Genomic DNA, 26,508 nt, shown 5'->3' with positions numbered 1-26,508 from the left:
AGAGTAAAAAGTATTAATTGGAAACTACGGTTTTTGTTTTGGGAGATGAAGTGATCAGCAAGCCAAGCATGGTGATCAGCCCGTTAACAATGATCAGCTCGTTATCAAAAGTATAACCGAATAACTGGCTTGAGTGTGAACTTAAAAAGTAACATATTGCCGGTGAGATCAAACAAATAAACGGCACCAGTTTATCAAAAACCTGTCGCTTACTAAAAAACAACCCGAAGCAATACAAACCCAATAAAGGCCCATAAGTATACGATGCTACCGAGAAAATAGCCGTAACCACAGCTTTATTATTAATAGCGTTAAATATGATAATGGTTAACAACATTAAAAACGAAAAGCCCACATGCACAAAATGCCGGGTATTCACTTTTTTCTTACTGTTCATGGTATCACCTTTCGCGAAGCCTAAAAAATCAACACAAAAAGATGTAGTCAAAGCCGTTAATGCTGAATCTGTAGTCGCGAAAGTAGCCGCGGTTAATCCCAGCATAAATATCATAGCGGGTACTATACCCAAATATTGCAGGGCGATGGTTGGATATAGATAATCTGTTTTATCAACCTTAATACCGTAGTGAGCGGCATACATATATAGCAAAGCGCCCACACTTAAAAAGAAAATATTGATCACCACGAAAACAGCCGTAAAGCTGAACATGTTTTTTTTCGCTTCGCGGATATTTTTCAAGCTGAGGTTCTTCTGCATCAAATCCTGATCGAGGCCTACCATGGCTATGGTGATAAACATGCCCCCTAAAAATGCCTTGGCGAAAAAGAATTTACTGGTCATGAAATTATCCCAGAAGAATATTTTGGAGTAGCTGCTGTTTTTCACCGCCTCGAAGGCATCAATAGCATTTAAATTAAGGCTTCGGCAGATAAAATAGATGGATAAGAATACCGATGATACCAGGAATAAGGTTTGCAAACTATCAGTAATAATGATAGTCTTAAGTCCACCTTTAAAAGTATACAGCCAGATAAGCAACAGGCATATCATCCCGGTAACGGCGAAAGGAATATGATAACTATCAAAAATAAACTTCTGCAACACGATCACCACCAAATAAAGCCGAAACGCCGAGCCAATAATGCGACTGATTAAAAATATCCCCGCAGCGGTTTTATAGCTCCACTTTCCTAAAACGCCTTCAATATAGCTATAAATAGAGGTTAATTGTAAACGATAGTACAATGGCAGCAATACCGTAGCCACTACAATAAACCCAGCGGCGTTACCTAACACAAACTGGAAGTATTCGAATTGATCCCCAGTTGGTGCGCCAACTTTACCGGGAACGGATATAAATGTTACCCCGCTCAGTGCTGTACCGATCATCCCGAAGGCAACCAAATACCATTTTGAATTGCGGTTGGCCACAAAAAAGGTATCGTTATCGGTGGATTTGCGCGAGGTTAGGTATGATATAACCAGCAATACCAAAAAGTAACCGATGATAAAGGATAATAATACAGCTGGAGACATTTTTAAACTTTAGTGTCAGTATCAGGTAGCAAGATAGGAATAAAACGGAAAAAAGAAATTTTGATTAAGTTTAAATCATATAAATAATGATCGAAACTATGCAAATAATTTAACTTTGATTGGTTATGAAATTCACTAGTTACCTGTATAATTTAGCACATGCATGAGCATTTTTCAACTGAACAAATCGGAGTATTTATCGCATGTGATTTATATTATAAAATGCCTGTTAGGTGTTATTATCTGCTATGTTTTATATACAGCAATTCCGCAATACCCTTTTTACTGGTCGCTGGTTTCGGTAGCGTTAGCTACCTCGATTGATAGCACCAACAACCAGGCTTATGATCGTATTAAAGCGAATGCATTGGGTTGCGGTGTTGGTATCTGCCTCTACCCGCTTCAATTGCCCGAGCTAGCCATCATTTGCATAGGTATTATCATCACCATTTTTTTAGGCATCGGATTTAAAATAAGCAGCACGATCAGGAGCGCCCTTGCCGGATTGATCATTGTTACTTTACAGGTAGAGCAAACCAAACATTGGTATATCGCTTTGGAGCGGGTGGTTTGCGTAGTGGCGGGATGCGTGGTGGCTTTATTTATAACACTGGCCTTCAACTGGCTAAAGCCGGAGAAGTGGTTTGTAAAGAAAGGTAAATAAAAACCGTTTACAATAGAATTTTCCTGTTTCATTTTGAAACATATTTGCTATAAAAAAGCACACAATAAGGTGAATTTTGTGCTTTTTTTGATGAAATTTAAGGTAAAAATGAGCTAAAATCGAGGTTTTTTAGGCCAAATTTGATGTTTTTAAGGTCGATTTGAGGTGAAAAACAGGTCTAATAACCGCGTTTTTGGTACTTTAAAGGGTGTTTTTAGGGTAAAAAGTGTACCGAATGTACCAAGTGTTTCACTTGTATCAAGGTACAGTACACAAAATTGTCATTCTGAGCGTAGCGAAGAATCTGTAAAGTAGTTTACACCGTATAGATTCTTCGCTACGCTCAGAATGACAATGAGGGAATTGAATATTATTATCTTGTATAATTCGGAGCTTCCTTAGTTATCGTAATATCATGTGGATGTGATTCACGGATACCTGAAGATGTTATGCGAACAAATTTAGCGTTTTGTAATGTTGGGATGTCCTTAGCACCGCAATAGCCCATGCTGGCGCGTAAGCCACCAACGTATTGATAAACTACCTCAGCTAATGTTCCTTTGAATGGTACACGACCTACTATACCTTCAGGAACCAATTTTTTAATATCATCTTCCACATCCTGAAAATAACGGTCTTTTGAACCTGATTCCATCGCTTCGATTGAACCCATACCACGGTATGATTTAAAACGGCGGCCTTCGTAAATAATGCTTTCGCCCGGTGATTCTTCAACGCCTGCAAATAATGAACCTGCCATGATCGATCCAGCACCTGCGGCGATAGCTTTCGCAATATCGCCTGTGTGTTTTATACCACCATCAGCAATAACAGGTACACCTGTACCTTTTAAAGCCTCGGCACATTCGTATACTGCATATAATTGAGGTACACCTACACCTGCAATAATACGGGTTGTACAAATAGAACCCGGACCGATACCCACTTTTACACCATCCGCACCTGCATTGGCTAAAGCTAAGGCAGCTTCACCGGTTGCTACGTTACCTGCAATAACTTGCAAATCTGGGTATGCGGCTTTTACTTCTTTTAATTTATTGATTACACCTAATGAGTGACCGTGAGCAGTATCAATAGCAATAACGTCAACACCTGCTTTGTATAATGCTTCTACCCTCTCCATAGTATCGGCAGTAACACCAACAGCAGCACCTACACGTAAGCGGCCATGCTCGTCTTTACAGGCATTCGGGAAATTTCTGAATTTTTGAATATCCTTAAAGGTGATCAAACCTATTAAAACCCCGCTTGCATCAACAACAGGCAGTTTCTCAATTTTATGGTTTTGCAAGATCTCTTCAGCTTGTACTAAAGTTGTTCCTTTTGGCGCGGTGATCAGATCAGTTTTGGTCATGATCTCACTTACCGGTTTGGTAGCGTCTTTCTCAAAACGAAGATCGCGGTTAGTCAGGATTCCTTTCAATTTGCCATTGCCGTCAATTACCGGGATACCACCAATGCGGTATTCTTTCATTATTTTGAAAGCATCACCCAATAAAGCATTTTCATGTAGTGTAACCGGGTCCTGTATCATTCCGCTTTCAGAACGTTTTACTTTACGAACCTCATCAGCCTGGCGTTGGATGCTCATATTTTTATGAAGCATACCTAAACCACCGGCCTGCGCCATAGCAATTGCCAAAGCAGCTTCGGTAACAGTATCCATTGCCGCTGAAACCAACGGAATGTTTATTTTTATTTTTTTTGTTAAATAAGAACTGGTGTCAACCTCACGTGGTAACACTTCAGAGTAAGCGGGAAGTAGCAGGACATCATCGTAGGTTAAACCTTCGGCAACAAATTTGGAGGGGTTTGATTGCATGGCAAATATTTTATTATTTGCAGGACAAAGGTACAAAAAAAATCGGGTTTTGAATACCCGACTTTAGAATTATTGATTTGATGATTTGCGGATGATAATTCCGTTTATCAATATTTACCTACAATCACTTTATAAAATTTATTAAAATCCAGGTACTGATTAGCTAATTTAAGTAGCTCATCGGCATTAATGGTTTTAATAACTTCGGTATAACGGTCATAATATTCATAACCTAATCCAGCGAAATGCAAGGTTTTGAATTTATCAGCATGAGAAAAAACATTTTCCAGGCTGCCTAATAATGAGCCTAGCAGATAGTTTTTCACTAAGGCAAGCTCATCTTCAGGTATCAATTCTTTTTTAAGAATGTTAATCTCTTTCTCAATTTCTGTTACAGCAGCTTTGCAAACCTCGGCACCAACTTCTGTAGCGATGAATAGTGTGCCTGCATGTTTTAATGAACTCATGCCTGACCCTATCCCGTAGGTATAACCTTTATCCTCGCGGATATTGGCCATTAACCTTGAACCAAAATATCCACCCAAAACAGTATTTAAAACCTGTACCGATGGAAAATCATGATGGGTACGATTGATAAGCGGCATACCCATACGAATAGCAGATTGCAAAGCATCGGGCTTTTCAGTAAGATAAAAATGCTCGGCAGCCGGTGTAACAGGGGGCTGTGTTGTATCAATTGCTTTATCAGTATTATCCCAACCTTTATCGAAGGTGGAAATTAGTAGATCCAGGGTTTCCTTTTCTATTTTACCAGCAATGATAATGGTACAATTTGAAGGTTGATACATTTGCTGATAATGTAATAACAGGTCATCGCGCTTAAGCGTTTTATAATCATCAGCGCCAGCGGCAAAACCATAAATGGTATCGCCAAAAATAGCTTTATTAAAATTGCGACGGGCAACAACATCGTTCTTTTGTAAGCTTACTTGTAGCTTTTGTTGCTGATTGCGCACATATGTTTCCAATTCCTTTTCAGGAAAAATAGCGTTGGTGAAAATATCCTTTACAATAGGCAAAGTACTCGCCAGGTGTTTATTTAGGCTAAATAATGTTACCTCCGAATTATCGTAGCCATATTCAGCCTGTAAAAACGCGCCATAAAAATCTATGGCATCAGCAATTTGAGCGGCGTTCATGGTTTTTGTGCCATCGGTAAGCATGCTGTTTACTGCCGCGTTCAATAATGGTTTGGCGGGATCAAAACGCAGATTACCGAAGATCCATTCAATACGAACCAGTTCAGCATCACCGGAGTTAAGGCAATAAATGTTGCAACCGTTGCTCAATTTAGTATGCTCCGGTTGTAATAATTTGATATGATCTATAGCCTTAAATTCAGGCGCTTGTTTTCTTTCTAACATGTTTAGTTCTTTATTCCGGATGTGCCGAATATGGGCAAGACCGGAAATCTTATTCAAAAAAATATTTAAGCAGATATAGTTTCGGCTTCATCAACTTCCGCATTTTCTGATTCAGCCAGGTAAATAAGTGTGGATGAATTATCTCTTCTAAATAATTTGTTGGCCTGCTCTTTTATATCGGCAGCGGTAACGGCAAGATATTTTTCAGTTTCTTGATTTATCAAATCAGCATCGCCAAGTAATTCGTTCCAGGCCAGGTTCATCCCCTTTTCCAACAGCGACATTTCGGAGAATATCATGGTTGATTCCGTTTTGTTTTTTACCTTGGTTAGCTCATCAGCAGGGATTTCGCCTGATTTTAAGATCTCTAGCTGCTCCCAAATTGCTGCTTCGGCTTGTTTTATGCTGATGTTTTCTAAAGGTTTCCCCTCAAATACAAACATACCGGTATCTAAACTACCACTGATGTAAGCATGTACCTCGCTAAATATTTGGGTTTCCTTTACCAGGCTTTTATATAAACGTGACGAATGCCCGCGCGAAAGAATGTCGGACATCAATTCAGTAGCATAATATGATTGAGCTAAACGACCCTCCATCTGGAAAGCGATATAAACATCATTCAAAGGTACCTTGGCGGTAACCGTTTCGCGGCGCTCATCATGTTGTTCAGGCTCCTGCGGCAGATTACGGTGATATTTTTCTCCTGCGGGGATCGGGGCAAACCATTTTTCTGAAAGTTCTTTCACCTGAGCTAAAGTAACATCGCCGCCAACAACCATAATGGCATTTTGCGGGGTATAGTGTTTCTTGAAAAACGCTTTTACATCCTCTATTTTGGCATCCTCAATATGCTTTATCTTTTCGCCGATAGTGGCCCATCGGTAAGGATGTTTTTTATAAACGAGAGGGCGTAGCTTTAACCAAACATCACCATAAGGTTGGTTCAGGTAGCGCTGCTTAAACTCTTCAATAACTACATTACGTTGTACCTCAAGGCTTCTTTTGCTGAACGCCAGGTTAAGCATGCGGTCACTCTCCAACCAAAAAGCGGTTTCTAAATTGGCCGATGGCAGAGTAATATAATAATTGGTAATATCATTGCTGGTGAAGGCATTATTCTCGCCTCCTACCCTTTGCAGCGGTTCATCATAGCTCGGGATGTTGACTGAACCGCCAAACATCAAATGCTCAAACAAATGGGCAAAGCCGGTTTGCTCAGGGTTTTCATCGCGTGCGCCAACATCATAAAGTATGTTTAGCACAGCCATCGGTGTTGTATGATCTTCGTGAACAATTACGCGAAGGCCGTTATCAAGTATGAATCGATTAAATTTAACCATATGGTAATACCCCGTTTAAAAACGAGTGAACAAATGTATAATTTTTGGCGTAAGGTTATAAATTTTTTGATTTTAAGGTTAAAATCAACTACTTATTTTTGTATGATGATGACGCAAACAGAGTTAATTAAACACTTGACCACTACTTTTGGCAAAACTAAGGTTAATAAACTAAAGGCGATACTCATAGAGCAAGGATTGCCTTTACGTGATTTGATTGACCTTACTTTCTACCCAAATAAAACTATTGCGTTTCGAGCGGCTTGGTTGTTGGAAAATTTGATATTATCTAACCCATTAGCCTGTTTAACTGAAATTGATTACCTGCTAACTCAATTTACAAAAGTTAACTATTCAAGTTGCCAACGGCATTACGCCAAAATAATTATGCACCTTACATCACCTAAAATACATCCATTGGTAAAAGAGCAACTGCAAAATAAAAATCTTAAACCCATTATAGAGCAGTATTTTGATTGGATGATAGCCCCCAAAGTTTTAATAGCGGTAAAAGTATTTTCTGCTGAAGCACTATTCAATTTACGATACCGTTACCCATGGATTGCTCAAGAACTTACTAATCAACTGCAATTCTTAATGATTAATGGTTCCGCAGCTATACAATCGCGTGGCAAAAAAATATTGAATGCTTTAAAAGCAGGCGATTAGCTCACACCACTTTACCATTATTAATGCCACCACTTCCACCTTTATTATCAGCAGTAGGTTTATCTTTGCGGTGTAGATGCCCGCTAATTTGCTCATGGTTTAATTTTGCATGCACAGCTGATGAACTGGTGTTGGCATAGGTACCGAACGCGTTAATCAATACCCCCTTTAAGTGATATTTATCAGATGTTACCGCATAAACAATCGACATATCCGACGGATTGCTTATACCTTCAAAACGATAGAACTCATCAATAACAAAATCATCAGCCGTCATTTTAATATGATTTTCCTTATCGTCAATGGTATCATCATCTAAGCTTAAGTTAGCGGTATATCCGCGTTTCATTAAATCATTAGTGGCCTCTACAAGATTGTTATATGTTGTCATGATTATTTTAATTAGCTGTTAAAATAATAACCCGCTTACCATGCGTTTGTTTTCGATTTTAACTATTGACAATTTAAAGACGCTGCTTCTATTAAATATTTAATTAATAATTTATTGCAGGTTATTATTCAGTAAAAACAATTATTAATGTCAATAATTGGGGTATATTTAAAGTTTTATTATAAAAATTTGTTTTATACAGTTTATAACTTTCCTTTAATTTGAAAATGAAGTCTTTTAGTTTTACCGTTTTATTTCTGGCTATTACCTGTGGCGTATGCAGTGCTCAAAACCAGGTTACAGATACACACCCAACAGCCGTTATTTATGTTGTAGACCCACAAAGCGGTCAGGAAGTTTTGGCACAAGATGATGCCGCTACTTTATTTAAAGATGCTTTTATTGATCTGGTTAGCAATACCAATCGTGCCAAGGCAACTATAGCACCCGGTCATAAAAACCTGGTGATTACCCAGATGGATCCATCCGGCGGTAATGCTTATCAGCTAACGCTTGATACCAAGATTTTTGGGCAAACCGTAAATATGTATACTTTCTCCTATAATGTAGATCAGAATACATTGTATTATTATGATAAAGTTGCCCAGACCTGGGAACCTGAATTGATACAGGGCTACAATGTTACAAACCTTAACAATTGCCTTGCATTTGGTAAGTTTAATGAGCAAGCACCATCCGGTCCGCCGGTTCCGGCTGCAATGGGCCAAACGGCGAATAATGACCAACAAGCAGATGATGAATCTGATCAACCTGTTTACACGGATAACGCGCCGCCTGTTTTAAGAACTGACGAGCAGCCCGAATGCCCTGTTGATGGCTATTTATGGCAACCGGGTTACTGGGCTTATAACCCTGCAGGTGGTTATTACTGGGTAAATGGTAGTTGGGTTGCCCCACCAGAAACAGGCCTGTTATGGACTCCACCTTACTGGGGATTCGGGGGTAACCGTTATATGTTTCACGCTGGATATTGGGGAAGCGAAGTAGGTTACTATGGCGGAATATATTATGGTTATGGATATGGTGGCCGTGGTTACAACGGTGGAAATTGGTCTGGAGGCCATTTTAGATACAATACTGCTGTAGTACGTGTTAATGTAACTGTTGTACATAATACGTTTGTTGACCGTACAGTGGTTCAGACAAGCCCGCATGCACGGGTTAGTTTTAACGGCCCGGGTGGTGTTAATGTAAGGCCAACCACCACAGAACTACAGGCAGCAAACGAGAAACATATACCTGATCACTCACAAAATCCAAGAGGATTTAATAATAATAATAATAATAATAATAATACTGCAAGAACGCCGGGTAATAACAATGCCCCTGCACAACGCGGCGCTAATAATAATTTTAACAGGCCGAACAACACAGGTACAACAAACAATAATCCTACTAATACAAATGATAGCAGGCCTGCGGTTAACACTCCAAATAATAATAACACAGGTGCAAATGCTACTGTGCAGCGTGGCTCTAATAGCAATTTTGGCAAGCCAGACAATGCCGGTACAACAAATAATACCACTAATTCAAATAACAACAGGCCTGCTGTTAACACTCCAAATAATAATAACACAGGTACAAATACTATTGTACAACGTGGCCCTAACAGTAATTATACAAGGCCTAATGCAGCCCCGGGAAATAGTAATGCACCAAAGGTGCCTGCAAATAACAATACGCCAAAAGTACCTGGTGGCTTTAATGGTCAAAGGACGCAGGGTGGTAATAACTTGAATAAAACACCTGCTCAGCAAGGACGAGCTAAACCTGTTCCTGCCAGACAGGCACCTCCTCAAACTGACGATAAAAAACAATAATAATCTGCCATAAAAAAAGAGCTTCCCCAAAAGGAAGCTCTTTTTACTTATATGATGCATTTAAGTATATTAAACTTCGGCAGTTTCTGACGTGTTTAGGAAAACAAAATTGTTATCAAACACATCCAGCTTTATCTTGCTGTCGCGATCAACTTTGCCCGATAGGATTTGTTTGGATAGCTCATTCAATATCCGTTTTTGTATCACCCTCTTTAACGGCCTTGCGCCAAATTGCGGATCATAACCTAACTGTGCCAGCCAGTCGAGTGCTTCTTCAGATGCTTCAAGGGTTACGCCCATTTCGGCAAGGGTTGATTGCACTTGTTTAAATTGCAGTTTAACAATCTCGCCTATTTCGTTACGCGTTAACGGGGTAAACATGATGATCTCGTCTATCCTATTTAAAAATTCCGGGCGAATAGTTTTTCTTAACAGATCAAACAACTCGTTCTTTGTTTTCGCGATGATGCTATCGCGGTTATCGTCTTCCAAATCCTGGAAATTTTCCTGGATAATATTTGACCCGATATTAGAGGTCATGATGATGATGGTGTTTTTAAAATTCACCACCCGACCTTTGTTATCGGTCAGCCTGCCATCATCCAATACCTGTAATAAGATATTGAATACATCCGGGTGAGCTTTCTCAATTTCATCCAGCAAAATCACACTGTATGGTCTGCGACGAACGGCTTCTGTTAATTGTCCGCCTTCATCATAACCCACATAGCCCGGAGGCGCACCGATCAATCTGGATACCGCATGGCGTTCCTGGTACTCACTCATATCAATTCTCACCATGGCCTGCTCATCGTTAAATAAGTAATCGGCTAATGCTTTTGCAAGTTCCGTTTTACCCACACCAGTTGTACCCAGGAATATAAATGAACCAATTGGTTTCTTCTTATCCTGTAACCCGGCACGGCTGCGGCGAATAGCATCACTTATCGCTTCAATAGCTTCCTCCTGCCCTGCTACACGTTTGTGCAGCTCATCTTCCAGACTCAGTAATTTCTCGCGCTCGCTTTGTATCATTTTATTAACCGGAATACCTGTCCAGCGGGAAACCACGCCTGCAATATCATCGGCAGTAACTTCTTCCTTTAGCATACGGCTATCGGATTGGTTTTCTAACAATGCTGCTTTTAGCTTTTCAACTTCTGCCTGCGCTTCAATAATAGTACCGTAGCGTAATTCGGCTACTTTACCGTAATCACCAGCACGTTCGGCTTGTTCGGCTTCCAGTTTGTAGTTTTCAATCTGTTCAACTTTTAGGTTGATACCATCTACCAAATCTTTTTCACCTTGCCATTTGGCGCGTAAAGAATCACGATCGGCGGATAAGTTGGCTATTTCCTCGCTTAAAGCAGATACCTTTTGGGTATCTTTTTCACGTTTGATTGCTTCGCGCTCAATCTCCAACTGCATTATCTTACGCTCCAGTTCATCCACCGCTTCTGGTACGGAATCCATTTCCAAACGTAATTTTGATGCGGCCTCATCCATTAAATCGATAGCCTTATCCGGTAAAAACCGGTCAGCAATATAACGTTGCGACATTTCAACGGCGGCAATAATTGCTTCATCTCTTATTCGCACTTTATGATGAGCTTCGTAACGTTCTTTTAATCCACGAAGGATAGAAATCGCGTCCTGTGTATCTGGTTCATCAACCAACACCATCTGGAAACGGCGTTCCAAAGCTTTATCCTTTTCAAAATATTTTTGGTATTCGTTTAAAGTGGTTGCGCCAATGGCTCTTAATTCGCCACGGGCTAAGGCAGGTTTTAAAATGTTAGCCGCATCCATAGCGCCTTCGCCGCCACCCGCGCCTACAAGGGTGTGAATCTCGTCAATAAATAAAACGATCTCGCCGTCAGCCTGAATAACCTCTTTTATTACGGATTTCAACCGCTCCTCAAATTCACCTTTGTACTTAGCACCCGCAATAAGCGAACCCATGTCCAACGAATAAACAGTTTTTGTTTTCAGGCTTTCAGGTACATCACCCTTAATAATTCTAAAGGCAATACCCTCTGCTATGGCTGTTTTACCTACACCCGGCTCACCCACTAAAATTGGGTTGTTTTTAGTCCTGCGGGATAGAATTTGGATCACACGCCTGATCTCTTCATCACGGCCAATAACCGGGTCAAGTTTACCAGATTCGGCATATTCATTAAGGTTACGAGCATATTTATTTAAGGCATTGTAAGTAGCTTCCGCATTTTGATCCGTAACCTTATTGTCGCCACGCAAACTAAGAATGGCTTTTTTAAGGTCCTTTTCATTTACACCAAAATCCTTCAATACGCTGCTGGTTGCATCACTTGTTGCTAAAATGCCTAACAAAATATGCTCAACAGATACAAAATCATCTTTAAACTCTTTTAAATATGATTGTGCCTTTTGCAGAACCGTGTTTGATGAGGATGATAAATAAACATTGCTCCCGCTAACTTTTGGGTATGACGCGATTTGCTGATCCAATATCTCGTTTAACCGGTTAAGGTTAACGTTTAGTTTTTTTAATAAATAAGATATAACGTTTTCATCAACCAGCAATAAGCCTTTCAGCAAATGGGCAGATTCAATTGCCTGCTGCTGGTTGCCGCTGGTTATTTCAGAAGCTTTTTGTACAGCTTCCTGTGCTTTAATTGTAAAGTTGTTAAAGTTCATAGTGATTAATGCTATTCAAAAAGTCGACCATGTATTCATTTATGAAAAATTGTCATTTAAAAACAAAATTGCATGCCCTTTTGTCAAAAGAGATAATAGTGATTTGATTATAAGATAACAGGTATCACAATTGGAAAGTTTTAAATCATATTTAGCAATCATCAATAGAATTTCAATAGACCATTCTCTTTTAATTTCTTTATTTTTGCTTACACCTTATAGCTATAAAAATTGAATACCCCATTTTTAAAAAAGATACCGAATAAATATGCAATCGCATATCGTAATACTTATACGCTACAAAATCTGATAGCGGTTCGCACTTGCAGCGCTTTTTTTTTAATACTTAATTTAATCATAAGATCGCTATATCTTATCTTTCCGGAGAGTCTTACCAAAGCGCAAAATTTCCCGGAATTTGATTATACCAATTGGCTGTACATTATTGTAACGCCTCTTTTTTTTATCTGTAGTTACTTGTTGATAGCTTATTACAAAAGAAACCGTAAACCACTCGCTATTATAAGCGTTTTCTTTTTTTTGTTCTCTTTATACCTGATAGCGTGCGGTATTATATCAAGTTTTATTGCTACATCTGATCCAAGTAATTCGCTAACACTTTACATGCTACCGCTGGTAATTATTAGCGTAGTATTTGTTTTTGAACTGTACGAAACCTTACTGCTTATAATTGCTATAGCAGTAGTTTTTACCTCAATGTTAATTTATGCACAGGTTAGCCCTACTGAGATAGTGTATAATGAGCTGATTTCTATCATCTTGTTATGTGGGTTTTATTTAACCTCACGCTATTTTTACTCTTACAAAGCCAATTACTATAAACAGGTTATTGAGATACGCGAAAAGAACAACGAGATTGAAAACGCGGCCAGCTTTAAAGATCAGGTATTGGGGATGGTCGCGCATGATCTGCGTAATCCATTAGCTGCTGTAGAATCCACTGCTATGATTATGGAAATGGACGAACTTGATGATGAAACCCGCGATAACATCAATATCATCAAACAATCATGTGTAAAGGCCAGGGGAATAATTCTTGATCTGCTAGAGGCCGCCCGAAACGATGATCAAAATACAATAGAAACTACCCAGGTTGATTTAAACTTATTTATCAGGAAGGTTATTGATAGCTGGAAAATACACAACGAAACCCGTAGCACCATCACCTTTAATAGCTCTTATATTCCTCTGTATGTTGAAATTAATAAAGAGAAATTCCACCGGGTGATGGATAACCTGATTAGCAATGCGCTTAAATTCTCAAAGGAGAGTGGTAAGATAGAAATACAGCTCGATAAGGTAAATAAAATGGCAATTATTGAGGTAAAGGATCATGGATTAGGGATTCCCCAAGATATGCTACCGCACTTATTTGAACGTTTTTCGAAAGCTGGTCGTACAGGCATCCATGGCGAACAGTCAACCGGGCTAGGATTAAGCATTGTAAAGCAGATAGTTGAACGGCACAAAGGAAAAATTGAAGTTCACAGCGTTGAAAACCTAGGCTCAACTTTTACAATAAAGCTGCCTGTTTTTAATTAATTACTCCACCCCTTTCACATTCATTTTTACCGTATAAATAGCTGTTGATGCTGTGATAAATAGTACATCCTTATTTTTACCACCAAAGCACAAATTCGCTGTCCATGGTTCATTAATTGCAATATGTCCAATCTTTTTACCTAAAGGGTTATAGATAGTTACACCGTTTCCGCATAAATAGATATTACCTTCTTCATCAAGTGTGATACCGTCGGCTCCTTGTTCAATTACCAGCACTCTATTGCTTAAAGTACCATTTTTGTTGATGGTGTATTTATAAGTTTTATTATCGCCAATATCTGCAACGTACAAATATCTGCCATCAGGTGTACCTACAATACCGTTGGGTTTTTTAATAGTACTATCAACTATTATAGGTTGGTGACTGCCTTTGGGTAGATAATAAACTTTTTGCCCGTCCAATTCTGATTTAGTCCTTGTCCAGTAATTACGTTGGTAGTATGGATCGGTCATATATATACCGCCTTTGGCATCTATCCAAATATCATTAGGGCCGTTCATCAAATGGCCGTTAAAGTTGGTCAGCAACACTTTTATTTTCTTTTTGGGGCTGATGCTCCATAATTGATCATGTTCGTCGGCGCAGGTAACCAGGTTGCCATGGCGATCAAAGTACATTCCGTTTGATCTGCCCGCACTATCTAAAAACACTGATAACTTACCATTGATGTCATATTCCCATATTTTGTTATTGGGTTGATCGGTAAAGAACACATTGCCATATTTATCTGTAGATGCACCCTCGGTAAATGCAAACTGACAGGATATTAATTGTGGCTTTACGGTTGTATCATATGGGGCAACTTGAGCAAAAACAGGTAAACAACTAAATGTTAATCCCAAACAAATAATTACTTTTTTTAAATTTTGCATTTTTTAAATTTCTAACAATTTTAGCTAAAACAGGTGACTCATCAATGGTTTCCTTATTGTATAAACCGAAATCACTTAAAGCAATACGAGGGACTGAATTTATAAAGTTTAATTGAGATTTTGTTGGTGATGGGGCATAAACCGGTTGTACTATAAATAGCTAGTATAGCTATCAGTAAAAACTTTTTGATAACAGCCGTTATCATGCGAATCTATCACTTTAAATGTCAAATTTACAGCAGAAATAATATTTTATGGGTAGTTTTAGTGCGTAATATTATTTAAATGAAAATACAATTTATAGCTGCTTTACTGGGGTCTTCATTGTTATTTGTACAACCTGTAAAAGCGCAGGATAAACCGATCTATAAAGATAACTCCGAACCGTTAGACATTCGTGTAAAAGATCTGGTATCAAGATTAACCCTCAAAGAAAAAGTTGCTCTGCTGGGCTACAATAGCCAGGCAGTACCACGATTAGGAATACCGGCTTATAATTGGTGGAACGAGGCTTTACATGGTGTTGCACGTGCGGGTGAAGCCACTATATATCCGCAGGCTATTGGCATGGCTGCTACTTTTAATGATGATTTGCTTAAACAGGTTGGTACCGCGATCTCTACCGAAGCAAGGGCCAAATATAACCTGGCTATCGCGCAGGACAGGCATATACAGTATATGGGTTTAAGTTTTTGGACTCCTAATATTAATATTTTCCGCGATCCTCGTTGGGGCCGCGGACAGGAAACGTATGGCGAAGATCCTTTTTTAACAGCGCATATGGGAACTGCCTTTGTAAAAGGTTTACAGGGTGATGATCCCAAGTATTTAAAGGTATCGGCAACAGCAAAACATTTCGCGGTACACAGTGGCCCCGAGGCTGTGCGCGATTCGTTTGACGCAATTGTGGATGAAAAGGATTTGCGCGAAACTTATCTGTACGCTTTTCATGCACTGGTAACAAACGGTGTTGAATCTGTTATGGCGGCATATAACAGTATTAACGGCGTGCCCAATTCCATTAATAAAACCTTACTTACAGATATTTTAAGAAAAGAATGGGGATTTAAAGGCCATGTAGTAACTGATTGTGGGGCGCTGGATGATGTTTTCCAAACACATAAAGCATTAGTTGGCCCTGTTGAAACTGCAGCGGCCGCTATAAAGGCCGGTATAAACCTGGATTGTTCCACCATTTTACAGGATGATGTTATAAAAGCGATTGACCAGCATTTACTTACTGAAAAGGAAGTTGACCAGGCGCTCTCGGCTGTATTGCGTACTGAGTTTAAACTTGGCTTTTATGATGATCCTAATCAAATTCCTTATCATGCTTATGGCGCTGATAGCGTGCATAACGAAGCTCATATTGCTTTAGCCCGTAAAATGGCGGAACAAAGTATAGTACTGTTAAAAAACGATAATAACATACTGCCTTTAAGTAAGAGCAAGTATTCTAGTATTATGGTAGTTGGCCCTAACGCAGCTTCGTTTGACGCGATGATAGGAAATTACAGCGGAGTAAGTGACCGGGTTGTTAATTTTGTTGAAGGCATTACCGGAGTAGCCGGCCCGGGAACCCGTGTTAGTTACGATATGGGGTGCGATTATAAAGACACCAAGCATTTCGGTGGTATTTGGGCGGCAGGCAATGCTGATGTTACTATTGCGGTAATAGGTTTATCTCCTGTTTTAGAAGGTGAAGCAGGCGATGCTTTCTTGTCTAACAACGGTGGGGATAAAAAAGATTTAAGTTTACCGGCAAGCGAAATAGCCTATATGAAACAACTGCGTAAAGACGTACATAAACCCATCATACTGGTAATTACAGCAGGAAGTGATATTGATGTGGATGCTGTTGCTCCTTATGCCGATGCCATCATTTTTGCCTGGTATCCGGGAGAGCAGGGTGGCAACGCGCTTGCAGATATTGTGTTTGGTAAAATATCACCATCCGGGCATTTGCCATTAACTTTTTATAAGTCGATTGATAATGTGCCTGATTATAAAAATTATCATATGGCAGGCCATACTTATCGTTATTATAACGGCCCGGTACAATATCCGTTTGGTTTTGGGTTGAGCTATACTTCGTTTGCTTATAGTTTGCAGAATGCGCCGAAAAAAGATTATAAAACTACCGATACGATAACAACCACTATAAAAGTTAAAAACACCGGCAACATGAACGGTGATGAGGTAGTACAAGGCTACATACAATATCCATCAATTGATCGTATGCCTTATAAGGAGTTGAAATATTTTAAGCGAATTTCTATTACATCAGGTGGTGAACAAACGGTTACCGTGAAAATCCCTGTAAAAGAATTACAGAAATGGGATTTGTCAACACATAAATGGAAGATATATCCCGGTAATTATAAATTAACCTTAGGCAGCAATTCGCAGGATAGCAAGGTGGATATGAATTTTGCTGTGAGATAATATGTATTCAAAAGACGAAAGCTCAAATATTAAACAAACCTTCTGGACAACCTTTGGCCAGTATATTGCCCCGCACCTATCTGCTGATGGTTTAAGGGTGAATTGGGTAAATTATAAAACCGGGATAAAACACCTGTATTTCAAAATGGAAACGGCTAATCGCTCGGTGTCAATTGGTATCGTGATTACCCATCAGGATAAAGGTATACAGGAATTATTTTTTGAACAGTTCGCAGAATTTAAAAACTTGCTGAAAAATACACTTGACGAGGATTGGACCTGGGTTTTGCATGATACTGATGAATATGGAAAAATCGTCAGTCGTATTTATAAGCAATTGGATGGTGTGAGTGTTTACAACCGGACAGATTGGCCTCAGCTTATTTCCTTTTTTAAACCCCGTATTATTGCATTGGATGAATTTTGGAGTACCGCCCAATATAGCTTTGAAGCCTTAAAATAATTTGCTAACTTTGTTAGCATGAAGCATTCCGGAACTGCTGACTTACCTTTACATGGTGGCTATGTACCCATCTGGCTTGCCGAAAGAATGGCGAAGCTGGGTCTTGCTATTGTACAAAATATCCTGTTAGATTATGGTAAGGACGACTTGCTGCGCCGCTTGAGTGACCCGTTTTGGTTTCAAAGTATGGGCGCTGTTATGGGGATGGATTGGCATTCTTCGGGGATTACTACTTCGGTTATGGGGGCTTTGAAACGAGCAGTTAATCCGCATAGTAAGGAGCTGGGTATTTATATATGCGGAGGAAAAGGTAAATACTCCCGGCAAACACCTGATGAACTTTTAAGGATCAGCGATAAAATCGGGCTTGATGGCAATTACTTAGTCAGATGCAGTAAACTCAGCGCTAAGGTTGACAATACCGCTATACAGGATGGTTTTCAACTATACACCCATAATTTTATTTTGAGCGATACCGGCAAATGGGCTGTTATTCAGCAAGGAATGAGTGATGCGAGCAGTACTGCCCGCCGTTACCACTGGCATTCCGATTCGTTGACTTCCTTTGTGGATGATCCGCATACATCCATCTACGGTAAAAACACCGGGCTTATTTTAAATATGGCCGATAAGCAAGCCGATAGTTCCAGAAAAGGCATTATGCAAATAGCGAGTGAAAAGCCGGAGTATATGCTCAAAGAAATCAACAAACTGGTGCTTCCCTCCCATCATGATGTAAAAGCTAAGGATGTCGACCTTAAAAGATTAGGTGCTGTATTGTGGCTGGCACATGAAAAGAACCCGGCTGATTTTGAGGATTTGTTATTACTGCAAGGTTTGGGACCGCGGACTTTACAATCATTGGTTTTGGTAAGTGAGGTAATCCATGGAACACCGTCGCGTTTTAAAGATCCAGCCAGGTTTTCCTTCGCGCATGGCGGTAAAGATGGACATCCTTTCCCGGTACCAACTAAAGTTTATGATGAAACTATAGCTACACTGCAAAATGCGGTTTATAAAGCTAAACTCGGCCAATCAGAAACAACCGAGGCCATTAAACGCCTGACGAGAGTTGCCCAGGATGCTGAAAAGGGTTTTAGTCCCAATGCCAATTTTGACAAAGTTATTGAGGAGGAGCGCAAAAACTCCTATAAGTATGGCGGCAGAACCGTTACAGGATGGGTTAAGCCCCCGGTTGAAAAGCAATTGAAGCTATTCTGAAACTTAGTCATTCTGAACGCAGCGAAGAATGACAAGTAGGAAAAGGAAGAACAAAAAAGGCGATGATAATTCATCGCCTTTAATATTTTCAAGAATAAGCTTTTACTATTTCAATGAAGCATCAATATCCTTTGCCATTTCTAAGTGTTTTTCGATAGTTGGCAATGTTTGGCGGGCAAAATCCTGTATGGTTTGGTTTTTGTTGTCGCTGGCATCTTTAAACAAATCGATAGCTTCTTTATGATCATGTATCATCATGGTAACATAAGCCCTGTCAAACGCGGCTCCTGTTTTTGTTTGCAGGCTGTCTAGTATTTCTTTGTGTTCAGCGCTGATGGTATCTTTTTCAGATATTAGTTTGTCACTTTCAATCCACAATAAGGTGCTATCAGCTTTAGAGTGATCTGCGATCATCATTTGCGCTAAACTTACTACCTGTGGATTTTGGGAATTTTTCAATGCAATTTTTGATGCCGCTATTTCGGTCATCCCGCCTTCAAGCCCGTTTTTGATAAGCGATATACCGCCATCATCGGCTAAAGTTTTTTCATTCAGGTACTTAGCTTTGTAATTATCCATACATGATTGTACCGAAAACATAAGCGCTAATCCCAATACCGGGTAAATAAGTTTTTTCATTTTAATGTGTTAAGATAATTTCTAACAAATAATAAACCTTGTGGTTTCTTATTTACTGCAAAACAAATCATTTTCTGTATAATAAGCCAACATTGACTTAAAAAAATTACAATTTATGCCAGGTTTCTTCCCGCGTTAACAATTCCATACACTGTACGTATTACCAGCTTATCATAAATCTCCGTCAATGCCTCTTCGCTATTATCGTTGTTCAGGCATTGTAGCGCATAATGTTGTATAATAACCAAAGGTAATACAACTCGTTCGCGCAAGGCTATAGAACGCCTTTCAACCGGGTATTCCGGCATTAGGGTATCGCTGGCCGTCAAGTCATTCATCATGGTTTTGGTAAGGTCGTACTCATCCTTAAGCATCTGCCAAAAGGCACCGAACTTTTCATCGTCGTGTAAATATGCAGTAATCCTGAAATCAGATTTCGACATCGACATCATACAGTTATCCAACATGGTTTTGAAAAACCCTGATGTTTGATACAAAAGTTTAATTTCATCCCAGTGGCCTTCGTCTTTCATCTTTTTCAAAGCAGTACCTACCCCATAAAAACCGGGAATATTTTGTTTCAACTGGCTCCAGGAAGTTACAAAGCTAATCGCCCGCAAATCTTCCAGCTTCAACTTAGAGTTGCCGTTACGTTTGGTTGGCCTGCTGCTGATATTAATACGCGAAAGCAATTTAAGCGGACTAAATTTCTCCAGGTATTCCACAAATAGTTCATGCTGGCGCAGATCCATAAATAGTTTATAACTGGCATCCGCCATTTCAGAGATCAGTTCTTTCTTCTTTTTATCAAGCACATCGTTCTTACTTGGGTATAATTCGGAAACTATACCCGCGTTAATCAACTGCTCCATATTAAACCGAGCTGTCTCGACCGAACCGTATTGCGAACTTACCGTTTGGCCCTGTATCGTTAACTGGATATGCTCATTAGCAATCTCATCGCCCATAGAAGCATAAAAACGATGCGTTTTACCACCACCACGTGCCGGAGGGCCGCCACGGCCATCAAAAAATGCCAGATCTATTTCGTACTTACGCGCCATGGCTGTAAGCTCAACTTTAGCTTTATATATCGACCAGTTAGCCATCAAATAGCCGCCGTCTTTAGTACTATCCGAGAAACCAAGCATAATGCTTTGGCGGTTGCCTCTTTTCTTTAAGTGCTCTTTATAAAATGGATGTGTGTATAGCTTCTCCATTATCTCACCAGCCACCTGTAAATCGTTAACCGTTTCGAATAATGGCATAAAATCAACACTCAGATTATCCGCGTTCCATCCGCTCCATAAGAACAAATCAATCAGTTGCAATATATCCGATGCCTGCTGGCAATTGCTGATAATAAAACGTTGACAAGATTTTTCACCATTACTATGCTGAATTTGTTTCATCAGCCTGATGGTATTCAGCGTGTCTTTTATTTCGCTATCGGCATTATTAGGACATTTAAAATCAAAATCTTTAAAAGTGATTGCTTTTAGTTTATTGTCTTCATCTAAGCTATTGTATCCGGTAGATATATTTTCCTGTATACCAGTTTGTTCTGTAGCGTAATTAAATACTTTCCTTAAAACACGGCTATCCTGCCTGATATCAAGCGTAGCAAAATAACAGCCGAATAGTTTAACTTTTCTGATCAGGTTCTCCACTACATCAACAAACAAACTATCGTGGTCGCTGATTAATATTTGCCTTGCAGATTGTAATTTATCTAATATATCTGCCTGTAAATCTGCCTGATCATCACTTGGATTAAAGGCGTTTTCATAAAGTATGTTTTCCAGCTTGGTTAATGTATCATCAAAACCCCTGAAGGTAATGCGACGTTTCAATACCCTGAAATCACGGTAATAACAACGGAATACGATTTGCCTTAAAAACTTGGCAACCTCTTTAGTGGTTTCTGTTGTAACGTTAGGGTTTCCGTCCCTATCGCCACCCGGCCAAAAGCCCAATTCTAAAATCTGGTGCTTGGCAGCTAAGTCAATATCAAACTCCTCTTCCAGCGTTGACTGAATACCTGAGATAGCATGATAAAATATATTCTCAAGGAACCAAACCAAACTAACTGCCTCGTCTACAGGCGTTGGTGAGGTTTTATTGAAAAAAGGTGTTTTACCTAATTGCTGCAATAAGCCATCAATGCTGTTTATGTCGTTGGTTTTCAAAGCCTCGATCAGATCGGTCATAATACCTAACACACTGCCCGGATAAAACTGGGTGGGGTGCGCGGTAAGAACAAGCCTTAATGAGAAATCCTTTAACTTTTCACTAATATTTTTCCTTGCCTCATCGCTTATGGCCGCTTGTTGCAATAAGCTTTGCAATGAACCGGAATCATCGGCGCGCCCAATTTTGCTGAATGATGAATCTTCAATTGCATCAAACAAAACAACCTGCCGTTCGATATATTGAATAAACCGAAATAAACGGTTTATTTGTTCTTGATGATCAATACCGGGAACGTATTTTTCGAAAAAAGATTCAATAATTTCCTTGGGTGATTGTTGGTTTATTGTACCTTTTTCACAATGTGAACTGAAAAAAGGCAACAAAATACCTGTATCTTTTACCTGGTAAAAAGGCAGTGTTTGGAATAAACTGTTATATAACTCAAAACGGGTAACTACTTCGTGGTTGAAGGCAGTTTCTCTTTGGCTGAGTTTTAACGTAGATGACATAGTTTTTGAGCTGGATATTTGTATAAAAAACGGTGCTATTAATGAGGTCGCATTAATGCCGTGAATTTAAATATCTAAAACGTAAAAACAGCAAAAAATTGAATATTTATTAATAATAACAGGTTATTGCTGCCAATATTAATTATAAAAATAGCATCCGAATTAAATTTTTTAAATTTGCAAGGTAATCCAATTATAAACGTGACCATTAACATTCAACCAAAAGAAATAAAAAGTTTTTTTTACAGTCAGTACTTTTCTGATGGGTTACGCATTACCATCGGAGTATTACTGCCTGCCCTTGTATTAACACAATTCCACAATTTGGGCTTCGGTGTAGATATGTCTTTAGGGGCGCTGTGCGTAAGTATTGTTGATACTCCCGGCCCGGTTGCACACAAACGCAATGCTATGGCTATAAGTAGTTTGTGCATATTTTTAGTTGCAATAATTACATGTTTTGCACGGCTAAATCTCTATGCGTTAGGTGCCGAGGTTACTTTATTCTCCTTCTTTTTTTCTATGCTTACAGTATATGGCAACCGGGCTGCCTTTGTGGGGACCGGTGCTTTACTAGTGATGATATTGATGATGGATGAGCCAATCACCCCAGATCAGATTTTAACCGTAAGCCTTGTGATTTTGTTGGGTGGGATATGGTATATGATTTTTAGCCTGGTGTTTTTTGGCATCAGGCCCTATCGTGCCGCTCAGCAGGCTTTGGGCGAGAATATATTTGATATAGCGCAGTTTCTTCGCATAAAAGCGGACTTTTATGATCCCTCCACTGATATAGATGAGAATTACCGTAAACTGGTATCGCAACAAATACAGGTTAGCCAACATCAGGATCTGGTAAGGGAAATACTGTTTAAAAGTAGGCTACTAGTGCGGGAATCCACCACCGAAAGCCGCGTATTGGTGTTGACTTTTGTTGATTTGGTAGATCTGTTTGAAAACATAATGGCCACACATTATGATTATGCTTATATGCGCGAAAGCTTTAAGGGTACCGGGGTGCTTGAGAAAATTTCGCGTATTATTCATCAAATGGCGAATGAGGTGGATAATGCCGCCTTTATTGTATTATTAAATACTAAACGCAAACAACCGTTTGACTTTTTACCTGAGCTTGAGGAACTAAAAACTAAAATTGACGCATTAGACATCACTCATGAAACCAGCAACCTGGTATTGAAGAAAATACTGATAAACCTACGTGACGTTAACTCGAAGATTGCCTCTATTTATGGTTACTACAGTTCTAATTCGGCCCGGTTATTATTTGAGGATCGCCGCAAAATCGAATATTCCAAATTCGTAACCAGTCAGGACTATGCTCCGCATGTTTTTACGGATAACCTGTCATTTAATTCCGCAGCTTTTAAGCACGCGTTAAGAGTTTCGGCTATGTGTTTGTTGGGATTTATGGTTGCAAAGTTTATTTCTACCGGGCATCATAGCTATTGGATATTGCTGACCATCATCGTAATCCTTAAACCCGGCTTCAGCTTAACAAAACAACGCAATTACCAGCGACTAATAGGCACTGTAAGCGGCGGCATTATTGGTATTGGTATTTTGCTATTAGTACATAACAAAACTGCCGAGTTTGCTTTTATGGTATTTTTTATGCTGGGATGTTACAGTTTTCAACGGTTAAATTATGTGGTAAGCGTTTTATTGATGACACCTTATATATTAATATTATTTAGTTTTTTGGGGGTAAATAATATTGTTACCGAGCGTATTACTGATACTATTATAGGCTCTGTTATTGCCTTTATTGCCAGTTACTCAATATTCCCGTCGTGGGAGTTTGAGCAGGTAAACGGATATTTGAGCGATGTGATATGCGCGAATGCTAATTACTTGCAGAAAATTGCCGAAAGCCTATCAGGAAAACCGATGGATATTACCGAGTACAAACTGGCGCGTAAGGATGTATTTGTAAAATCGGGCAACTTATCGGCCGCTTTTGAACGCATGACATCAGAGCCTAAAAGCAAACAACGCAATGTTAAAGAGATGCATAAATTTGTGGTATTGAACCATATCTTATCATCTTACATAGCCACTGTAGCAGCGGAGCTAATGGACAAAAGCGTGCCTGATCCACAACCGGAAATCATCAGATCGGTTAGAAAAAGTTTGGCAACTTTGAACGATGTATCGAAAAAACTCGGCGGCGCAAAAACAGAGCTATTGAGTGAGCATGTGAACATAATAGCTGATACCAACCCCAAAACTCCCGAACCTTTCACTGATGAAACATTGTTAAAGGAACAGTTAGGCTTTATTAATAAAATGAGTACAGATATTTCGAGGGTAACGGATAATTTGGTTGCGTAATTATAATAATTCCGTAGCCAAATTAGCCAATTCGCTACGCTCGCCTTTTTGCAGGGTGATATGCGCATACAATGGATGTTCCTTTGCTTTATCAATTAAGTAGCTTAAGCCGTTGCTTTCCGCATCAAGGTAAGGGGTATCAATCTGGTAAATATCACCGGTGAATATAAACTTACTGTTCTCTCCTGCCCTGCTGATGATAGTTTTTATTTCGTGGGGAGTTAAGTTTTGCGCTTCATCTACAATGAAAAATATCTTGCTTAAGGTACGCCCACGGATGAATGCCAGTGGAGCGATGGAAATTTTATCGTTGGTTACCAGTTCATCAATTTTAGCCTGCATCTTTTCATCATCAACAAACTGATCTTTGATAAACTTAAGGTTGTCCCAAATTGGCGCCATGTAGGGGTCTACTTTTGATTTAATATCGCCTGGTAAAAAACCAATATCCTTATTGCTGAGTGGCACAATTGGCCGGGTTACATAGATCTGCCTGAAATGCTTGCGCTGCTCCAATGCACTCGCCAGCGCTAATAAGGTTTTGCCTGTACCCGCGTTACCTTGTATACTCACCAGTTTAATGTCCGGATGGAGTAATGCATGTATGGCAAACGCCTGCTCTATATTTTTAGGGAAGATATTGAATATGGGCTGCTCGGTTACCTTTTCCAACTGCCCGCTTTGCGAGTTATAAAATGCAGGTACTGAACTATTTTTGCCATTTAATATATAAAACTGATTATGCGTTGGCGTAGGTATATCAAGCGCATCATTGGGTAAACTGTCGTTCTTTTTTAATTGGATTAACAGTTTGTCGGATACTTTATTTAAAACTGTCCTGCCGGTGTACAACTCATCAACGTTTTTTATTTTACCGGTTTCATAATCCTCAGCATACAGGTTAAGCGATTTTGCTTTTAGCCGCAGGCATATATCTTTTGATACCAGCACCACTTTTTTCTCCGGATGCTCTTCCTGTAAAACCAAAGCAGCGTTTAATATACGGTGATCCGTTTTCTCGGAACCAAAAATGGCTGCGGCATCGGCGGCAATATCTTTTGTATCAATGATAACTTTAAAGCTCCCTTTACTGGCCCCGTTGAGCGGTTGCCAATCATTAATTAAATTATTACGGGATATGTCATCCATTAGCCGGATAAAGCTGCGGGCCTCGAAGTTACGGGTATCGTTACCGCTCTTCATATTATCTAACTCTTCAAGCACCTGAATGGGGATAGCCACATCGTGCTCCTGGAAGTTTTCAAAGGCGTTATGATCGTACAGGATAACAGAGGTATCTAATACAAATATTTTCTTTTTACCGTCAGCTTTACTTTTGCTTTCCTTCTGCATAAGGCTAAATTAAGGAAATTATTGGAGAGGTTGGGGTGAAACCCTGAAGGTTTATGATCTATAATTCCGCAAATCCAATTAATTCATCAAAATTCGAGTTCTGACAAAAAATCCTATAAAAACGAAAACGGAAGCCTCCTCTTTCGATTTGAACTTCCGTTTCCAAACTCTCTTCGAGCCATAGCCCTTAGAAAGCACCAAGTTTTGTGTAAGCTGACCGACCAGATCTTGTCATCGTTAATTGCTGACGCTGATTAATCTTTATTCTCGCGAATGCTGATTTATCAATTGTTTTGCTTATGCGGACTTATGTTATTACCCCTACGGATGAAACGCTGTCTTTATTCTATGTAACTTTTCAACTTTCGTTACCCTCGCGGGCACCGTGTAGTGTTTCATTGAATGCTGATTTTGTTATTACCCTGCGGATAAAACGCTGTCGTTATTCGCGCAACGCTGATGCTTCTTTATTCTTTGTGAATGCTGAATTACCATTGTCTGCTAACGCTGATTGCTTCATGGTCATTATTTCAAACTGCTATTCTTCGTAAAGTATTGCA

At 39.5% G+C, this 26,508-nt stretch carries 18 protein-coding genes; 8 read left to right on the top strand and 10 right to left on the bottom strand.

Annotated features, from left to right (window positions below; genetic code table 11):
- Positions 1-13 precede the first annotated feature (13 nt).
- Positions 14-1,498 (bottom strand): sodium:solute symporter, encoded by a 1,485-nt coding sequence (locus GSQ74_RS21490; protein WP_158996252.1) that lies wholly within the window; start codon positions 1,496-1,498, stop codon positions 14-16.
- 163 nt (positions 1,499-1,661) lie between these two features.
- Here GSQ74_RS21490 and GSQ74_RS21485 point away from each other — a divergent pair, with 163 nt between their 5' ends.
- Positions 1,662-2,162, top strand: a complete 501-nt coding sequence (locus GSQ74_RS21485) for an FUSC family protein (protein WP_158996251.1) — start codon at positions 1,662-1,664, stop codon at positions 2,160-2,162.
- Between the two features lie 373 nt (positions 2,163-2,535).
- Here GSQ74_RS21485 and guaB read toward each other — a convergent pair whose 3' ends face one another.
- The 3 genes from guaB to GSQ74_RS21470 all read right to left on the bottom strand — a co-directional run bounded on the left by guaB (position 2,536) and on the right by GSQ74_RS21470 (position 6,733).
- Positions 2,536-4,005: an IMP dehydrogenase gene (gene guaB, locus GSQ74_RS21480; protein WP_158996250.1), complete on the bottom strand. Its 1,470-nt coding sequence runs from the start codon at positions 4,003-4,005 to the stop codon at positions 2,536-2,538.
- Positions 4,006-4,112: 107 nt separating this feature from the next.
- Positions 4,113-5,390, bottom strand: a complete 1,278-nt coding sequence (locus tag GSQ74_RS21475; protein WP_158996249.1) for a pitrilysin family protein — start codon at positions 5,388-5,390, stop codon at positions 4,113-4,115.
- A gap of 65 nt (positions 5,391-5,455) precedes the next feature.
- On the bottom strand, positions 5,456-6,733 hold the full coding sequence (locus GSQ74_RS21470) for a pitrilysin family protein (protein ID WP_158996248.1): 1,278 nt from the start codon (positions 6,731-6,733) through the stop codon (positions 5,456-5,458).
- A gap of 102 nt (positions 6,734-6,835) precedes the next feature.
- On the opposite strand from GSQ74_RS21470, the gene GSQ74_RS21465 reads away from it, so the two are divergent.
- On the top strand, positions 6,836-7,402 hold the full coding sequence (locus GSQ74_RS21465; protein ID WP_158996247.1) for a hypothetical protein: 567 nt from the start codon (positions 6,836-6,838) through the stop codon (positions 7,400-7,402).
- Between the two features lies 1 nt (position 7,403).
- On the opposite strand, the gene GSQ74_RS21460 is transcribed toward GSQ74_RS21465, so the two are convergent.
- A complete protein-coding gene (locus GSQ74_RS21460; protein WP_216846793.1) occupies positions 7,404-7,793 on the bottom strand; it encodes a phosphoribosylpyrophosphate synthetase in 390 nt (129 codons plus the stop codon).
- Positions 7,794-8,020: 227 nt separating this feature from the next.
- Between GSQ74_RS21460 and GSQ74_RS21455 the strand changes: the two genes are divergently transcribed.
- On the top strand, positions 8,021-9,637 hold the full coding sequence (locus GSQ74_RS21455) for a YXWGXW repeat-containing protein (RefSeq protein WP_216846792.1): 1,617 nt from the start codon (positions 8,021-8,023) through the stop codon (positions 9,635-9,637).
- Positions 9,638-9,706: 69 nt separating this feature from the next.
- Here GSQ74_RS21455 and clpB read toward each other — a convergent pair whose 3' ends face one another.
- Positions 9,707-12,316 carry an ATP-dependent chaperone ClpB gene (gene clpB, locus GSQ74_RS21450; protein WP_158996246.1) on the bottom strand — a complete coding sequence of 870 codons (2,610 nt, stop codon included), beginning with the start codon at positions 12,314-12,316 and terminating at the stop codon, positions 9,707-9,709.
- 624 nt (positions 12,317-12,940) lie between these two features.
- Here clpB and GSQ74_RS21445 point away from each other — a divergent pair.
- On the top strand, positions 12,941-13,879 hold the full coding sequence (locus tag GSQ74_RS21445; RefSeq protein WP_158996245.1) for a sensor histidine kinase KdpD: 939 nt from the start codon (positions 12,941-12,943) through the stop codon (positions 13,877-13,879).
- On the opposite strand, the gene GSQ74_RS21440 is transcribed toward GSQ74_RS21445, so the two are convergent.
- The gene (locus GSQ74_RS21440) at positions 13,880-14,773 is read right to left on the bottom strand and encodes an SMP-30/gluconolactonase/LRE family protein (protein WP_158996244.1); all 894 of its coding nucleotides are present in this window, start codon (positions 14,771-14,773) and stop codon (positions 13,880-13,882) included.
- A 285-nt stretch (positions 14,774-15,058) separates the two neighbouring features.
- Between GSQ74_RS21440 and GSQ74_RS21435 the strand changes: the two genes are divergently transcribed.
- The 3 genes from GSQ74_RS21435 to GSQ74_RS21425 are packed head-to-tail and all read left to right on the top strand — an operon-like array spanning position 15,059 to position 18,902.
- On the top strand, positions 15,059-17,218 hold the full coding sequence (locus GSQ74_RS21435; RefSeq protein ID WP_158996243.1) for a glycoside hydrolase family 3 N-terminal domain-containing protein: 2,160 nt from the start codon (positions 15,059-15,061) through the stop codon (positions 17,216-17,218).
- A 1-nt stretch (position 17,219) separates the two neighbouring features.
- Positions 17,220-17,681, top strand: a complete 462-nt coding sequence (locus GSQ74_RS21430) for a DUF4268 domain-containing protein (RefSeq protein WP_158996242.1) — start codon at positions 17,220-17,222, stop codon at positions 17,679-17,681.
- Between the two features lie 18 nt (positions 17,682-17,699).
- Positions 17,700-18,902 carry a DUF763 domain-containing protein gene (locus GSQ74_RS21425; RefSeq protein ID WP_158996241.1) on the top strand — a complete coding sequence of 401 codons (1,203 nt, stop codon included), beginning with the start codon at positions 17,700-17,702 and terminating at the stop codon, positions 18,900-18,902.
- Positions 18,903-19,007: 105 nt separating this feature from the next.
- On the opposite strand, the gene GSQ74_RS21420 is transcribed toward GSQ74_RS21425, so the two are convergent.
- Positions 19,008-19,541, bottom strand: a complete 534-nt coding sequence (locus tag GSQ74_RS21420; RefSeq protein ID WP_158996240.1) for a DUF4142 domain-containing protein — start codon at positions 19,539-19,541, stop codon at positions 19,008-19,010.
- A 113-nt stretch (positions 19,542-19,654) separates the two neighbouring features.
- Complete coding sequence (locus tag GSQ74_RS21415; protein ID WP_158996239.1) at positions 19,655-22,243, bottom strand: phosphoenolpyruvate carboxylase; 2,589 nt, start codon at positions 22,241-22,243, stop codon at positions 19,655-19,657.
- Positions 22,244-22,444: 201 nt separating this feature from the next.
- On the opposite strand from GSQ74_RS21415, the gene GSQ74_RS21410 reads away from it, so the two are divergent.
- Positions 22,445-24,595: an FUSC family membrane protein gene (locus tag GSQ74_RS21410; RefSeq protein WP_254060943.1), complete on the top strand. Its 2,151-nt coding sequence runs from the start codon at positions 22,445-22,447 to the stop codon at positions 24,593-24,595.
- On the opposite strand, the gene GSQ74_RS21405 is transcribed toward GSQ74_RS21410, so the two are convergent.
- The gene (locus GSQ74_RS21405; protein WP_158996238.1) at positions 24,596-25,948 is read right to left on the bottom strand and encodes a PhoH family protein; all 1,353 of its coding nucleotides are present in this window, start codon (positions 25,946-25,948) and stop codon (positions 24,596-24,598) included.
- Between the last annotated feature and the right edge of the window lie 560 nt (positions 25,949-26,508).

This window comes from Mucilaginibacter sp. L196 (assembly GCF_009765905.1).
In the GTDB taxonomy this organism is placed as follows: Bacteria; Bacteroidota; Bacteroidia; order Sphingobacteriales; family Sphingobacteriaceae; genus Mucilaginibacter.
This window is presented reverse-complemented; position numbering and strand designations above follow the sequence as displayed.